Raw genomic sequence first — 15,407 nt, forward strand, 5'->3', positions numbered from 1 at the left:
CCTTGGCTCTGTTTGTTTTGCTAAAATATTTGTTGCTCCCCCGCAGCGGTGCGGTGCAGGATCGAGAAGGCCTTTTTGGTCAGATCGACCTTCAGGCTGGCCGCCTCTTCGGCAGTGGCCCAGGTCAAGGTGAAGGCGCCGTCGTCGTGCTGCGTTATCTTCAGGTCGCCGTCGAAAGCTTTGGCCGTGTTGCGGAAAGCCAGCAGACGGAAAAGGTCTTTGACGACCGGACGTTCGATTTCCTGCTCGATTTCAGCCAAGCTGTAGTAGTGACGGTTGATGTTCCGGCCTTCCTTGCTGTTCTCCAGCAACTCCAGATCGTTTTCGCCTGCCAGCAAGCCGACATAGTAGATCTGCGGAATGCCCGGTGTGAAGCACTGGATCGCCCGCGCCAACAAGTAGGCGGCATCGTTGTTGCCCAAAGCCGAGTAGTACGTGCAATTGATCTGGTAGATATCCAGGTTGTTGTAGGCTTCCGAGCTGTAGATCCGTTTCAGGTTGGCCCCTTTTTCGTAGAGGGCTTCCACCGCGAAGTCCACTTCCTCCTGGGTCAGCAGGTCCTTCACGTCGACGACACCGATGCCGTCATGCGTGTCCAAGGTCGTGAACTGGTTGCGCGGGCAAATCTCCAGCCAGTGCAGCAGTTTTTCGGCTTTGCCGCTGTAAAGGGCGTGCAGCACGAGCATCGGCAAGGCGAAATCATAGACCGGATAGCCTTTGTCGGCGATCTTTTGCTGGATCGTGTAGTGTTCATGGATCTCCGGCAGCACCGTCACATCATACGGTTTCAGTATTTCCACTGCATATTCCAGCATCTCCCAGATTTCCGGTTCCACGAAGAAGCAGTTCGTATCCAATTGTTTGATGGCGTAGGCGAATGCGTCCAAGCGGATGATCGAAGCCCCTTTGTCGGCCAGGAAGCTCAAGGTGTCCTTGATGAATTGGCGCGTCGCTTCGGTCTTCACGTTCAGATCGATCTGCTCTTCCGAGAACGTGCACCAAACTTTTTCCGACGTGCCGTCCTTGAAGTGGGCATCCACAAACGGCGCTTTCGGTTTGCGCTTGTAGATCAGGTCGATGTCCGCTTCCGTCGGCCGGTTCTCCGGCCAATAGTCGTTGTAGCGGATGAAGTAGTCCTTGTAGGGGGACTGCTCTTTTTTCTCCAGGAAATCCAGATAGTACGGCGATTGCGCCGAAATATGGTTCAGCATGAATTCGTACATCATGTAGTACTTTTCGCTGATCCGCTTGATGTCGTCCCAGCCGCCGAAGCGTTCATCCACTTTGGTGTAGTCCATCGGCGAAAAGCCGCGGTCGCCGGATGACGGGAAGAACGGCAGGATGTGCACGCCGCCGACTACCCCTTTCAGATGGGTGTCCAGCACGTGTTCCAGGTCCTTCAGGTTGTTGCCCAGACTGTCCGGATAGGTGATCAGCATTGCTTCGTTTTTGATTTTCATTATCGGTTACCTCATTTTTGATGTCATTAGCTGAACGAATACGTTCAGCTTTTCTTTGTCCAGCTTCACGGGTTAGCCCTTCGGAAATTAGATAAATCGTGCCTATTGCGCTCTTCGATGCTCAATCGGCACGATTTCCTAAATTTCTTTCAGGGCTAAGCGAACCCGTGAAGCTTTTCTGTTTATTTTCCGCCAGTTGTGGCGATGCCTTCGATAAATTGTTTTTGGAACAGGATGTAGAGGATGATCATCGGGATGATCGCGATGACCGATCCAGCCATCAGCTGCGGGTAGTTGGTCGTGAATTGCCCTTGCAGGCTGGCCAATCCGGCCGACAGCGTCATTTTATCCTGGGACATATTGACGACGAGCGGCCACATCAGATCTTTGAACGCGAACAGCGACGTGAAGATGCCCAAAGCGACCAAGCCGGAACGCGCCAGCGGCATATAGATGCGGTAGAATACTTGCCAAGTCGTCGCGCCGTCGATTATCGCGGCTTCCATCAGTTCGTCAGGCAATTTTATGAAAAATTGGCGCAGCAGGAACGTTCCGAAAGCGGAGACAATGCCCGGGATGACCAAGGCCGAGACTGAGTTCAAAAGTCCCAGATTCTGGACCAGCAAATATTGCGGCGTCAAGTAAATCTGCGAAGGGATCATCATCTGCGTCAGGACGATGCCGAAAAACAAGTTCTTTCCGGGGAAATCCAGTTTCGCGACCGCGAAGGCAGCCATCGCGCTGAAGAGCGTCGAGGTCAATACCCTGAAGGCGATCATCAAACCGGTGTTGATGTAAAAGCTGACGAAAGGCAAGGAATTCCATACCGCTTTGTAGTTCTCGAGCTGGAACACTTCCGGGAAAATTTGCGGCGGAATCTGCGTCGATTCGCTGATCGTTTTCCCCGAGGTCAGGACCATCCACAGGAACGGCACGATCATCAGCAAGGAGCCGATGATCAGCACGATGTGGATCAGCGCTGTCGTTTTATTCATTTTTGTCTGCATATTTATTCACTCCTAATCGTAGGTGACCCATTTTTTCTGCGCCAACAGCTGGATGCCGGTGATCGCCATGATGATCAGCACCAATGAGATGGCGACGGCCGAACCGTAGCCTTTGTCGTTGAGCACGAATGATTCATTGAAGAACATGTACACCAAAGACTGCGTACTCTTCAGCGCCAAGTTCGTGCGGTCGAACATCATGAAGATGATGTCGAACACCTGCAGCGCACCGATGACGCTCGTCACGGAAACGAAGAACAGTTGCGGCGAAAGCAGCGGCAGCGTGATCGAGAAGAATTGTTTCAGCGGTCCGGCGCCATCGACTACTGCCGCTTCATAGTATTCTTTGGGTATTTCCTTCAGGCCCGCCAGCAGCAGGATCATGTTGTAGCCGACATTCGTCCAGATGCCGACGATGATGATCGACCAGATCGCCACTTCCGGGTCGGTGATCCACAGAATATTTCCGGAATAACCAAGTTTATCCAGCACCGCATTCAGCAAGCCGTATTCCGAATTGAACAACCAGCGCCAAACCATCGCCACGGCAGCCGGAGCGGCGATCATCGGCAGGAAGAAGATGGTCCGGTAAAGCCCGACCGCCTTGATTTTCGTGTTCATCAACACCGCGAAGAACAGCGAAAGGACTATTGTGATCGGCACTTGGATGGCGGCGTAGAAGAAGGTGTTTTTCAATGATTGCCAGAACTCAGGATCCTGCAACATCTGCAGGTAGTTGTCCAGCCCGACGAAGGTCGAGGTGCCGAACGTGCTCACGCTCTGGAAACTCATGTACAGCGACTGGAACAAGGGGATGACGTTCAGGATCAAAAGCCCGATCAGTGTCGGCGCGATGAAAAACCAGCCCCATACCGCCGTTTTCCTTTTGCGCTGCGCAGGCGTCACCGTGCGCACGTTTTTTTCTTTAGGGATTGCTACATCCGATTTCATCATTTTTTCACCTCTATATATTTGAAAGCCACTTATGGGAGCATCCCATAAGCGGCCTTCTATTTTTTTACTTCTCGTTCGCCAAGACTTCTTCGACGCCTGCGACGATATCTGGTGCGACTTCTTTAACCGTCGCTGTACCGTCGAATACCGGCATCAAGGCAGTGTTTTCGACATCTTCCCAACGCGCTGTTTCTTTGGAGTAAGGCTTGATGTAGGCATTTTCCATTTGGTCGACATAGACTTGCATATTGAATTGGCTGTAGGCATTTACGAATGTTTCTTCGGTTCCTTTATAGGCCGGGATTGCCGCGCCGTTCTCGCCTTGCAGGCGCATCGCTTCTTCTGTTCCCAGGAACTCGACGAATTTCAGAGCCGCTTCTTTATTTTCGGTTGAAGCCGCAACGGAGTTCGCCAAACCATTGAATATTGTTGCCGCTTGTTTGCCTTTTGGCAATGGCGCGACATCGGCATTGGCAGCCGTGTACTCATTATTGGCCATTTCCCCAGTCATCCATGAGCCGAAGAAGCCCATCGCACCGCGTCCTGATTGGAAGAAGGACAAGTTCGTGTTTTCAGCAAATTGGCTTTGGGTCGGCGATACGCCATATTTCACGCTCAGATCCGCGTACCATTGCACGGCTTCGATCGTTTCATCCAGGCGGAAGCCGGATTCGGTCTTGTCATCGGACAATACATAGCCGCCGTTCTGGAAGATGAAGTTGTGGTAGCCTTCCTGTCTGTTCAAAGGAGCCAGGATACCGTAGACGCCGTTATCGGGATCGTTCAGCTTTTGAGCGGCCGCCAGCATCGTGTCCCAAGTCCATGTTTCATCCGGGTAGGCAACGCCCGCTGCATCGAACAGCGTTTTGTTGTACCAAAGTGCAATCGTGTCATAGTCTTTCGGAATGCCGTAAAGCGCGTCATCCGCCGAGTACAGTTCGACCAATTCTTTCGGGAAGTTGTCCAGTGAAGTCACTTCGCTGTTTGCATAGGTTTCCGACAGATCCATCAGGACGCCGCCCTCAGCATATTTAGCGATTTCGTTGGAGTGCATCCAGAAAACATCCGGCATGCTTTCGCCTTTTGCTCCCGCTTCCAATTTGGTCCAGTATTGATCCCAAGGTGTCACTTCGACTTTTACGTCGATGTCAGGGTTTTCCGCTTCGAAAGCTTCCGCGATCGCTTCCATGCCCGGTTGTTGGATTTTGTCCCAAATGCCGTACGTGATGGTCACATCACCGGATTCGTTTCCGCTGTCAGAACCGTTTCCGCATGCTCCCAAAACTAATCCTGACAATAATACTGCAGCCAATGATGCTTTCTTCCAATTCTTTACCATTTTTTCTCCACCTTTTCTTTTATCTATAAAATTGTATGCTCGAAAACTAAGGAACTATTGGGTCATAGAGAAATTGCACCTAAACCATTCAAAAACAACCACTTTGCAAACGGTTACTTGTTTTGATGAGCTAATAATACCAAATATGACCCTTAGCTGATAGATATTCATCCATACAAAAACTTACATTTTTGTTGATTTTAAAACTCGCAACTTCAAAGCATGCCCAAAGATGTTCCGCTACCTTTTTGGATGCTGAATAAGGCTTCCCTCCAGCTAGATCACTCCTGTCTTTTTCGTGTGCTGTCTTGTTTTAAAGTATAGGCGCATGTAAGCGTATTCCAAATAGGATTATGTTTTGCATATAAGTCAAAATGTTAGATTCTGGGATTATGGGTGCTGTCCACTTCCATAAAAAAAGCATCGCGAACTTCCGATGCTTTTCTGTCTTTATCACGCTTATTTGGTTTTGACTTTCTTTGCATATTGCCTTGGAGACAGCTGCATCTTGCTTTTGAAGATACGCGTGAAACTCAACGGGTTTTTGTAGCCGATTTTTTCTGCAATATCGGCAATGCTGAGGTCCGTCGTCTCCAGATACTCCCGGCTTTTCTGGATCCGGAAATCGATCAGGTATTCATGCGGCGTCCGGTTCGTCGTTTTGTGAAAAACGGCAGTCAGGTAGGAATCATTCAGTGCCAACTCCTTACTGATGTCACCGATGAAGAAATCGCTGTCCTGATAACGTTCTTTGATGATTTCGATCGCCCTTTTCGTATATTCAACACCTTTGTTGATTTTTTCGATCTGTTTGATTTCGGTGCCATCCAAATCATGTGCGAGCATGCTCAAAAAGAGGTACAACTGTCCTTGCAGACGCAGCCGGGATAACGTATCGAACGGATTTGCCGCCATAATCTCCTGCAACATCGCCTTCACTTGCCCGAAGTTCTTCACGTTCCCCACCGGATGCGAAACCTGGAAACCGATGGCCGTCAGCAAAGCCTCCAAATGCTCGCCCCGCATGCCGATCCAATAATATTCCCAAGGATCCTCTTCATCAGCCTGGTAATAGGTCATCACGTTCGGATAGATGATGAAAAATTGGCCTTCCTTCAGATTGAAGCGGCTGTTGCCGATTTCGAAGTAGCCTTTACCCTTCATGATGATGTGGATCAGAAAATATTCCCGGACAGTCGGCCCGAAGCTGTGGTTGGGCGCGCACTGCTCCTTGCCTTTGGTTGTGTAGTAAAGGTCCTTATAGTAGATCTCGTTTTTGAAAAAATCCTCATCCATCGCCGATACCTCCCTCTTTGACTCCTATTGTGGCTGCTGTTTCCATTATAGGTTGGTCTTTGCTCTATAGCAAACCTTCTCTTTTGGGAGATTCTCTTGTACAATGGGAAAAGATTGCCCGCATGCGGCAACTCCCCGACAACCTGAACACTTCCCATTATTTTCCCTATAGACTTGGAGGCAACACCTTTGAAAAAAAACCTACTTGCTGCGCTGCTCATCCTTCCGCTCGTGCTGCTTTCCGCCTGCCGGACCGCGCTGCCCGGAGAAGAAGTCATGCAGAACTTGGTCAACCGTTCCGCCGACCTCGAAAGCTACCATCAATTCGTGTCTTTGACCACGACGACGACAAAAGAGGATCTGACCGGCGCCACAGTGGTGAGCGAGCAGTATGCGACTTCCGATGCGACGCTGTTCCCGGAGGAGAAGACCGGTTACGGCAAGCGGATCGACAAGGACAGCAATTACCCCGCAACCAAATCCGAGTATTACGTGACTCCGGAAGTCGGCTATGTCCAGATCGACTCCGCCGATTGGACGGCTTATGCCACACCCGATGTCCCGCTGGCCAGCCTGCAGGTTTATCCGCTGGAGACATTCATCGAACTGACCCAAATCATCGAAGCGTACGGCACCCTCGAGCTCAAAGGGAACGAGTATTTGCTGCGCTTTTCCGGCAGCGATGACGCCCTGAACAAAGAAATCAACTATCTGTTCCAGACCTTCCCGTCCGAGCAGACCGATTACGACATCGAAATCCGTCTGGACGCCGAAACCTTCTATCTGAACGCGGTCTCCTACAGCTCGACCGTCACGCAAGCCGACCAGAAATCCGTCTCCACGACGGAACTGACCGGCGAGTTCGACCTGTACAACCAGGCGCAGCAACTGAAGAGCGTGCCTGATTTCGATGCCGCCGAAACGACTGCCGCGACGGCGGATTCTTCGTTTTGACAACAGAGATACCCTGAACCCAAGCCTATTACGGTCTTGGGTTCAGGGTATTATTTGACTCCCGAGTGTATTAAGCATATAATACACCCATAGTATTTTTTTGCCCCTAGTGTATGAACAGATTAATACACTTGATCGAAGAAGGCAGGTGGTAGCAGTGATTTTTGACAAAAGAAGCCCGGTCTATGAACAGATCATCGAAATGTACAAGCAGAAGATCGTCAGCGGGGACTTTCAACCGGGACAGGAGATTCCCTCGCGCCGGGAGTTGGCGACGCAATTGAAGGTAAACCCGAATACCGTGCAACGCGCCTATAAGGAAATGGAGGGACTTGATTTGATTTTTACGGATGGAAATGCGCTCAGCAGAATAACTGAAAATCAGGAAAAGATTCAGTCATTGCGGCAAGGCATCCTGGAAGATGCCATATTATCGTTCATTGATACGGTACGCATCGTCGGACTGGAAGATGAAGCAGTCCTGCACCTGATCGAAACGCGCTTGAAGGAGGGTCACCCTAAATGATCGAAATAAAGAATCTGCAGAAAAGTTATGGAAAAAAAGCCATTCTGGAGAATATCAGTTTTACCATCAATCAAAATGAGGTCATCTGCTTGACCGGCCTGAATGGCACCGGGAAAACGACCCTTATGAATTGCATCATGGGCCTCATTCCGCGCAATAGCGGATCGATCACGATCGATGGGGCGGACATCCAGCATCAACTGTACGAGCGGATCTCCTATATTCCGGATTCGCTGACGATGCCGCGCTGGATGACAGTTGCGGAGACGATGCAGTTCATGGCTACTCATTATCCGAACTGGAATGCCACCAAAGCAGATGAGTTGCTTGCGTTCTTCCGGCTCGAACCTGATGCGCAGCTGAAAAATCTGTCCAAAGGGAACTGCGCAAAGGTGAATTTTTTGTTGGGACTTTCTTTAGACGCGGATTACTATTTGATGGATGAACCTTTTTCCGGCATCGATGTTTTTGCGCGGGAAGATATTCTGGAAGTGTTCACGAGCAAGTTTGTGCAGGACAAAGGTGTCCTAATCGCGACCCACCATATGGATGAAGTGGAAATGTTGCTGGATCGGATCGTGATGCTGCGCAATGGCCGGATCGTGAAAGATTTCTATGCGGAAGACATCCGCCAAACCGAAGGAAAAGCCATCATCGATGTGATGAGGGAGGTGTATCAGCCATGAAAAAATTTATGGAACTATGGGCATTTGAATGGAACCGCGCAAAACGCTTCTACGGCTTTCTGATAATCCTCGTCGCAGGTCTGCAGGCTTATGCAGTTTTCCATGAGTACCGCTTCTGGAAAGGTGGCTATGAACGCATGCTGCGCGCCGGATCCGAAAATACGCTTGAGGGCTATCTGAACAACAATGGGTACATTTCGTTCGATGCAGTGACGAACAATTCGTTCTTTGGCTTCTCCATCGTGACCGCTATTTTCTGTCTGCTTTTTTATGCCGTCGCCATCTGGTATCAGGACTGGACCGGCAAGGACCGCTTCTCTTTCCGCTTGCTCAGTCTGCCCGGAAGCCGTTTCTCTGTATATGCAGCCAAATTCGCAACCATCTGGCTGATGATTACCGGATTGCAGGCTCTGCAGATTGGGTTGCTGTTCGTGGAAGAGCTGATTTTCTCAGGCCTGATGCCTGCCGGCGTTTATATGGACCTGCCTCTGCAGTCGGTTATTCCCACCAGCTCACCGTTGTCATTGGCTTTGCCAGGCAGCTTTTCCAGTTATCTGTTTTACTACAGTGCAGGTTATGCCGCACTCACTTTAGGGTACACATTCATCTTGATGCACCTGAGCGTACGCTGGCGCGGTGTCATCTTGGCGGGTGTCGTTGCAAGCGTCCTGCTCGTATCAGCGTTGCTGTTCCTGCGTACGGGCGTCAGTTCCTTTCTTTACGCGGAGGAAAAATACTGGGCGGCAATCAGTATCCACACGATACTATTTATCGCCGGTACCCGAATAAACGATCACTTGCTGAAAAATCGCATCAGTGTGTAAAAGAAGGAGGATCACATGAGAAAACAAACGACTTTATGGCTGAGTCTCCTGCTGGTCACCATTTTGGGAACTTTCTATACCCAACCGTTATTGGCACAGGAAAAAACTCCGGATATCGCAATCGAAACAATCTCCGGGGATGACGCACTGGTGAAGGGGCTTACCTACTACGGCACAATGAACAATTGGAGCGAACAGACAACGCTGACCTTGGACCGGTCGGGGCTGCTGAGTTCCGAGGTGTACCATCAGGCTGACGTGTTCCACGATTATTCCGAAAGTGCCGTGGCCGCTTGGCAAAAAGATTACCGCTCCTTTATGCGTGGGAAACTTCCTTACCAGAGCAATTATGCCGAAACAGACACTACTTTGTATTATGTGTCAGTTGAAGAAGATGGCTTCTCGCTGGCTGCGCTGGACAAAGGGACCGGAACGACCGCAAAAGCGGCACTTCCGTATCCGGCTACGGCGAGCAATGCCGATTACACAATCACACGGACTTTCAGTTCAGGCAATCGCTTGATCATCCAATATGCTCTTTACAATGGCCTCTCGGAGTACGCCGGCAGTGCGCTTGCCATCTATGATCCTAGGACTGCCACCCTCGAAGATCATCTCATATTTGATTTTCCTGAAGACTTTCCCGGCTATCAGGATGTCTCGGTGGAGCCATTGACCCAGGAAGGCCACAACGCGCTCTTAGTAATCGTCAAAATGCATGAAACCGAGTGGGGTTCAAGTGAATCAGCGACTCCCAACACTTCAACCGTTTTTCATCGGTATGATCTGGAAACGAAACAACTGGTCGACCTTGTCGCCGGAGCGGATTTTTCGGAAGATCATCTGCCTTATGCGATTCAGGACAGCCGCTTCTATCAGTTGCGCCCTGCTGAAGGCGATTGGGTCATCCGGATACTTGATGCTGCACAGGACAAAACAATGGATGAGCTTGTCCTGCAAAACACCGCCACTTGGCAATCGGCCCCTGATATGGGTTGGAAGCTGATTGTATCGGGAAATCGGATTTTGGTGACGAAAACCTATCTGGAAAACCAAAAGCCCGCTCCCGTCGCGGTGTTCGATCTTCAGACCGGCGCCATGCTGTACAACGGTCAAATTTCCGGGGCGTTTGGTACCATCGAGAATACCGATGCCGTCTATTTCGACCGGATCGTGTTTGAACCGTAATGCAATTGGTTTAGCAAATTTCCTAGAACGCAAAAAAGAACAAGTTTCCCTGGAGTGGGAGCTTGTTCTTTTTTGCATTTGCAGGTGACGATGTCCGTTTTTGTTTAAGGCAACTTTTTGCCTGCTGCCATGTAGAGTTCATACCACTCGGTGCGGCTCAAGGTCACATCGGACGCTTTGCAGATGGCGGCGATGCGTTCAGGATTCATGCTGCCGACGATCGGCTGCATTTTGGCCGGATGGCGCAGCAACCAGGCGATCGCGATCGCTTCGCGGGATACGTCCTTGTCATCCGCCATCGCGTCGATTTTTTCGTTCAGCTCCACGTAATCGGGATGGTCGAAGAACAACCCTTTCTTGCCGTTGCCGGACTGGAACGGCGACCACGGCTGGATCGTCATATCCGAGATGCGGCTGTATTCCAGGACGGATCCGTCATGCATGAACGACGGATTGTTCACCATATTCACGTTGAAGCCGGCGTCGATCATCGGCGCATGCGTCAGGCTGAGCTGCAGTTGATTGATCAACAAAGGTTGCGTGACGGCTTTCTTGAGCAGCTCGATCTGCATCGGATTTTGGTTGCTGACTCCGAAGTGGCGCACTTTCCCTGCCTTATGCAGTTCATCGAAGGCTTCCGCGACTTCCTCTGGCTCCATCAACGTATCCGGACGGTGCAGCAGCAACGCATCCACATAATCGGTCTGCAGGCGCTTCAGGCTGCCTTCCACCGATGCGATGATGTGCTCTTTGGAGAAATCGAACATGACGCCCGGCACGATGCCGCATTTCGTCTGCAGCATCACGCTGTCCCGCGCGATGCCGAGCTCCTTGAAGGCTTTGCCGAAGATCTCCTCCGAAGTGCCCCTGCCGTAAATATCCGCGTGGTCGAAGTAATCGATGCCGTTGTCCACTGCCGTGCGGATGACCGCTGTCGCCTCTTCATGCGTCAGAGCGTTCATACGCATGATGCCGAGCGAGATTTCCGATGCGAACAGGCCTGAATTGCCGAGATTAATTTTTTTCACTTGTCATACCAGCTTTCGTGTTGGATTTTCTTGAAAACGTTTCAATAAAATCAGTATAGCATTTTTGCCGGGTTTATGGGTACTGAAGCGCACCGGCAAAAACGCTGCCCCCAAGCACAGCAAAAAGGCTGCCTCAGTGAGACAGCCTCGTGTATGTTTTTACATTCAAGCGTACGCATTGGCCCAGAGGACTTTTTCCCCGGCTGCCAGCGATTTTTGCACATCGATGATGGTTTGGTTGGAGCTGCCGCGGAACTTCAACGTCAGATCACGTTTGGACAGTTCGAAACGTCCGTCGACGAGCACATCCAGCAAGCCGAGCAGCTCCCGTTTGTCTTCGGATTCCAAAGCCAATTCATCCCAATAGTAGCCGGTCCAGCCCCAGATGTCCTTGCTCCGGCCGAACTCCGCCCGGATGCGCCGAGCCAAATGAAGCGCGACTTTCGTGTTCAGGAACGGTTCGCCGCCTAAGAGCGTCAGGCCCTGCACATAAGGCTGGCGCAGATCGGCCATGATCTGTTCCTCCAGTTCGTCGGTGTAGGCGATGCCGTAGTCGAAATTCTGGACGATCTTGTTGTAGCAGCCTTCGCAGGCGAACAGGCAGCCGCTCAGATAGATGCTGCAGCGGACGCCTTCCCCGTCGACAAAGTTGAACGGTTTGTAGTCCGCGATTTTGTCCTTGCTGTATTTCTCTGCCAACCATTCTTGCGGTTGCGGATTTTTCACTTCACATCACCTAACTGTCTTGTTTACTGTTCTGTCTTGCAGTCCACGTGCAGATGTTTGACGCGGGCGGAAATTTCCTTATGGCGGCCTTTCACCATCGGACGGATCTGCGGATTGCCGAGGTAGCCGCAAGTGCGTTTCACGACGTCGCAAGTCTGCGGATCGGTGTTGCCGCATTCCGGGCATTGGAAACCGCGCTCGGTCGGGTTGAAATCCCCTTCGAAACCGCACTCCAGGCAGTGGTCGATCGGCGTGTTCGTCCCCAGGTAGCCGACTTTGTCGTAGGCGAAATCCCAGACTGTTTCCAGCGCTTTCGGATTTTGCTGCAGGTTCGGGTATTCGCAATAATGGATGAAGCCGCCTGAGCAATATTGCGGATATTCCATTTCGAAGGCGATCTTCTCGAACGGATTCGGATTTTTGCGGACATCATAGTGGAAGCTGTTCGTGTAGTACTCTTTATCCGTGATGTCGGCAATGATGCCGAATTTTTCCGTGTCCATGCTGCAGAAACGGTCGGTCAAGCTCTCGCTCGGAGTCGAGTAGACGCTGAAATGGTAACCGTATTGGTTGCCCCAAGCATCCGTTTTTTCCTTCATCTTCTTGACGATGTCCAAAGTGAAGGCTTTTGCTTCCGGATTCGTTTCCCAATCCGCTCCATAGAAGACGGTTGCCGCTTCGTAAAGCCCGATGTAGCCCAAGGAAACGGTCGCGCGTTTGTTTTTGAACAATTCATCGACCTGATCCGTTTCGCCCAGACGTTTCCCGAAAGCCCCGTGCTGATACAGGATCGGTGCGTTCGTAGGCGTCGCTTCTTTGGTGCGCTCCACGCGGTAAACGAGCGCATCCTTACAGATGGCCAAACGCTCTTCGAAGATGTTCCAGAATGCTTCCGGATTGCCTTCCGATTCCAGAGCGATTCTCGGGATGTTCAAGGTAACGACCCCAAGGTTCATCCGGCCGGAATTGACTTCATTGCCGTTTTCGTCTTTCCAGCCCTGCAGGAAGGAACGGCAGCCCATCGGCGTCTTGAAGCTGCCTGTAAGTTCGACGATTTTGTCGTACATCAGCACATCCGGGTACATCCGTTTCGTGGCGCAGGCGATGGCCAACTGTTTGATGTCATAGTTGGGATCCTGCGTTTCCAGGTTTGTGCCTTTCTTCAAAGCGAAGATCAGTTTCGGGAAGATCGCTGTGCGTCTTTCCTTGCCCAAGCCTTTGATGCGGACTTGCAGGACAGCTTTTTGGATTTCGCGCGCAAACCAATCCGTACCCAGACCGAAGCCGAGCGTGGTGAACGGTGTCTGGCCGTTTGAAGTGTAGAGTGTGTTGATTTCGTACTCCAGGCTCTGCATCGCATCATAGATGTCTTTGCGGGTCTTCTCTTCCGCGTAGGCTACCTGTCTTTCTTCGCCTTCCACCCAGTCTTTGGCCGTTTCCAGATGTTTTTCGTAGTTCAGGCGTGCGTACGGTGCCAGCACTTCGTCGACACGGTCGGCGCTGCAGCCGCCGTATTGGCTGGAAGCGACATTCGCAAAAATCTGCGCCATTTGGGCAGTCGCTGTGTTGACCGAACGCGGGCTGTCGACTTCGGCATTGCCGATTTTGAAGCCTTCACGGAGCATGTTCTGGAAATCGATCAGCACGCAGTTCGTCATCGGCGAATATGGCTGGTAATCCAAGTCATGATAATGGATATCGCCCTTCATATGCGCGTTGGAAACGTGTTTCGGCAGCATCCGCAGGCCGATCGCTTTCGCGGCCACCCCTGCCGTCAAGTCGCGGATCGTATTGAAGACGCGGCTGTCCTTGTTGGCATTCTCGTTGACGACGCTCTGATCGGCGTTCATCAGGCTTTGGATGCGCAATTCGATGTCCTGTTGCTGCAATTTTTTGACTTTCTTCGTCAGTTTGTAGGTATTGTAGGCTTCCGCCAACGGCAGATTTCCCATTTCTGCAAGCGTCGCTTCCACTTGATCGTGGATGTCATCCGTCGAAACACTGTCCGTTTCTGATGCGATCAGTTTGTCCACGACCTCGGCCACGACAGCATCCACGTCGTAAGCTGCAGCCGCTTCGTTCTGTTCAGACAAGAAACGCTCCGCTTTCTTGATCGCTTTGTATATTTTCTTGGCATGAAAAGGAACTACCCGTCCATCCGCCTTCAACACTTGGATAGCCACCTCTGCGTCATCGACTTGAAGGTTTGTCATTTCATTCAGGAAATCCGTTGGTAATGAAGCCATATTTTTCCCACTCCTTAGTTAAAAATTAACCGAACATGCAAAAAAAGCTAATAAAAAGTAAGAGGTCGTTACAAAATGAGCAAGCTTTCCTTATCGGACGCCCTTCCCACGTTGATTACCCCCACTTAAAGTAGTCTCTGTTTCGATTCACTGTATATACTATATATCATCCACACCTAAATTTCCACCACAATATATAGTGTTTCAAACCAAAATACCCATAGAGCCAGGAGACACATTTTGCTCTCTTGGTCAATAAGAAATTGCCCTGAAAATGGATTGCATGCTATTTTCTTAGCAGCTTCGCGCCTGCGTAGGCAGAACCGAAACAATCAAGGGACAAACCCCGGAAGTCCCTTCCAATTTCCGAACAATGCCCCGAATATTAAAAATTTTGTTAAAAAACATATAAAGTACAGAAAATCAATAGAATCTTCTGTACTTTGGAAAAAAAAGCAGTTATACTATGACTTGTCAGAAATGTAAGCGATTCATTCTTATTTTCGGATCTGTTATCCGGTTTCATTCCGCAGGGATGTCATAAGAATGAGGAGATAAAAAAAGGGGTGAAAAGATAGTGTGGAAGAACAGAATGTTGCCGGAAATATCCAAAATTGCGAAATTTAGAATACCGGTCGGTGAAGACCTATTTTTGAGACAGTGCGCTTCTTGGCAAAACCTTTTCCATCTGCCTTCATCTTATCGCTACCCGACTGGAAGCATCCAGGGCTACATTACAAGATTGAATTGGACCGATGAATTTATCATTCTTGAAAAAGAACATAATGAAGCATTCGAATATTTTATTATCGATAGAAGAATTGAATCTGTAAAAGGCCCTCTTTCCAAAGCAGGGTTCGAGAAGGCGCTAAAAGAGGAAGCCATCGAGCTGCCGTTGATCGAATTATCCGAAATGGACTGGATCATCAACTTTTAGGCATCACCGAATAAAATGCAAAAAGCCGCAGACGAGCATGTTGTATATGCTCGCTGCGGTTTTTTTTGGCTGCGTTTTTCGTTTTTTGCCGGTTTTTCCTGTCGGGTGCGGCCCATTCCTTGTCACTGATTCTGACATCGGTCATTTTCCCTACTCCGCCATGTCAGATTTTTTTAAATCATATTGACCAAAAAAATACAAACGCATCCAACATTCCTGCAATCCGATGAGATTCA

The 15,407-nt window shown here is 50.3% G+C and carries 15 protein-coding genes; 6 read left to right on the plus strand and 9 right to left on the minus strand.

Annotation, left to right across the window (positions count from 1 at the left end; genetic code table 11):
• Positions 1-20 precede the first annotated feature (20 nt).
• The 5 genes from gtfA to BMX58_RS08815 form a co-directional block, all read right to left on the minus strand.
• The gene (gtfA, locus tag BMX58_RS08795; RefSeq protein WP_068622827.1) at positions 21-1,460 is read right to left on the minus strand and encodes a sucrose phosphorylase; all 1,440 of its coding nucleotides are present in this window, start codon (positions 1,458-1,460) and stop codon (positions 21-23) included.
• A 182-nt stretch (positions 1,461-1,642) separates the two neighbouring features.
• A complete protein-coding gene (locus BMX58_RS08800) occupies positions 1,643-2,467 on the minus strand; it encodes a carbohydrate ABC transporter permease (protein ID WP_068622828.1) in 825 nt (274 codons plus the stop codon).
• A gap of 12 nt (positions 2,468-2,479) precedes the next feature.
• Positions 2,480-3,418 carry a carbohydrate ABC transporter permease gene (locus tag BMX58_RS08805; protein WP_068622859.1) on the minus strand — a complete coding sequence of 313 codons (939 nt, stop codon included), beginning with the start codon at positions 3,416-3,418 and terminating at the stop codon, positions 2,480-2,482.
• 67 nt (positions 3,419-3,485) lie between these two features.
• Positions 3,486-4,760 (minus strand): ABC transporter substrate-binding protein, encoded by a 1,275-nt coding sequence (locus BMX58_RS08810; RefSeq protein ID WP_068622829.1) that lies wholly within the window; start codon positions 4,758-4,760, stop codon positions 3,486-3,488.
• Positions 4,761-5,219: 459 nt separating this feature from the next.
• The gene (locus BMX58_RS08815; RefSeq protein ID WP_068622830.1) at positions 5,220-6,056 is read right to left on the minus strand and encodes an AraC family transcriptional regulator; all 837 of its coding nucleotides are present in this window, start codon (positions 6,054-6,056) and stop codon (positions 5,220-5,222) included.
• Between the two features lie 189 nt (positions 6,057-6,245).
• On the opposite strand from BMX58_RS08815, the gene BMX58_RS08820 reads away from it, so the two are divergent.
• From BMX58_RS08820 to BMX58_RS08840, 5 genes are all read left to right on the plus strand, one after another.
• Positions 6,246-7,010: a DUF6612 family protein gene (locus BMX58_RS08820; protein WP_068622831.1), complete on the plus strand. Its 765-nt coding sequence runs from the start codon at positions 6,246-6,248 to the stop codon at positions 7,008-7,010.
• Between the two features lie 157 nt (positions 7,011-7,167).
• Positions 7,168-7,536, plus strand: a complete 369-nt coding sequence (locus tag BMX58_RS08825; RefSeq protein WP_204243779.1) for a GntR family transcriptional regulator — start codon at positions 7,168-7,170, stop codon at positions 7,534-7,536.
• The gene (locus BMX58_RS08830; protein ID WP_068622832.1) at positions 7,533-8,222 is read left to right on the plus strand and encodes an ABC transporter ATP-binding protein; all 690 of its coding nucleotides are present in this window, start codon (positions 7,533-7,535) and stop codon (positions 8,220-8,222) included. The genes BMX58_RS08825 and BMX58_RS08830 overlap by 4 nt, the downstream gene beginning before the upstream one ends.
• Entirely contained in the window at positions 8,219-9,046 is an 828-nt protein-coding gene (locus tag BMX58_RS08835; protein ID WP_068622833.1) for a hypothetical protein, read from the plus strand. The genes BMX58_RS08830 and BMX58_RS08835 overlap by 4 nt, the downstream gene beginning before the upstream one ends.
• Before the next feature lie 15 nt (positions 9,047-9,061).
• Positions 9,062-10,234, plus strand: coding sequence for a hypothetical protein (locus tag BMX58_RS08840; protein WP_068622834.1), 1,173 nt, complete (start codon positions 9,062-9,064; stop codon positions 10,232-10,234).
• Between the two features lie 104 nt (positions 10,235-10,338).
• Here the strand turns inward: BMX58_RS08840 and BMX58_RS08845 are convergent, their stop codons facing one another.
• The 3 genes from BMX58_RS08845 to nrdD all read right to left on the minus strand — a co-directional run bounded on the left by BMX58_RS08845 (position 10,339) and on the right by nrdD (position 14,201).
• Positions 10,339-11,262 carry an aldo/keto reductase gene (locus tag BMX58_RS08845; RefSeq protein ID WP_068622835.1) on the minus strand — a complete coding sequence of 308 codons (924 nt, stop codon included), beginning with the start codon at positions 11,260-11,262 and terminating at the stop codon, positions 10,339-10,341.
• 165 nt (positions 11,263-11,427) lie between these two features.
• A complete protein-coding gene (gene nrdG, locus BMX58_RS08850) occupies positions 11,428-11,988 on the minus strand; it encodes an anaerobic ribonucleoside-triphosphate reductase activating protein (protein ID WP_068622836.1) in 561 nt (186 codons plus the stop codon).
• Between the two features lie 23 nt (positions 11,989-12,011).
• Positions 12,012-14,201 carry an anaerobic ribonucleoside-triphosphate reductase gene (gene nrdD / locus BMX58_RS08855; protein WP_084253890.1) on the minus strand — a complete coding sequence of 730 codons (2,190 nt, stop codon included), beginning with the start codon at positions 14,199-14,201 and terminating at the stop codon, positions 12,012-12,014.
• Positions 14,202-14,811: 610 nt separating this feature from the next.
• On the opposite strand from nrdD, the gene BMX58_RS08860 reads away from it, so the two are divergent.
• Entirely contained in the window at positions 14,812-15,171 is a 360-nt protein-coding gene (locus tag BMX58_RS08860) for a hypothetical protein (RefSeq protein ID WP_131814065.1), read from the plus strand.
• On the opposite strand, the gene BMX58_RS14850 is transcribed toward BMX58_RS08860, so the two are convergent.
• Complete coding sequence (locus BMX58_RS14850) at positions 15,161-15,316, minus strand: hypothetical protein (protein ID WP_207501390.1); 156 nt, start codon at positions 15,314-15,316, stop codon at positions 15,161-15,163. The two genes, BMX58_RS08860 and BMX58_RS14850, sit on opposite strands and share 11 nt — an antisense overlap.
• Positions 15,317-15,407 lie beyond the last annotated feature (91 nt).

Source organism: Trichococcus ilyis (assembly GCF_900109135.1).
Lineage (GTDB): Bacteria > Bacillota > Bacilli > Lactobacillales > Aerococcaceae > Trichococcus > Trichococcus ilyis.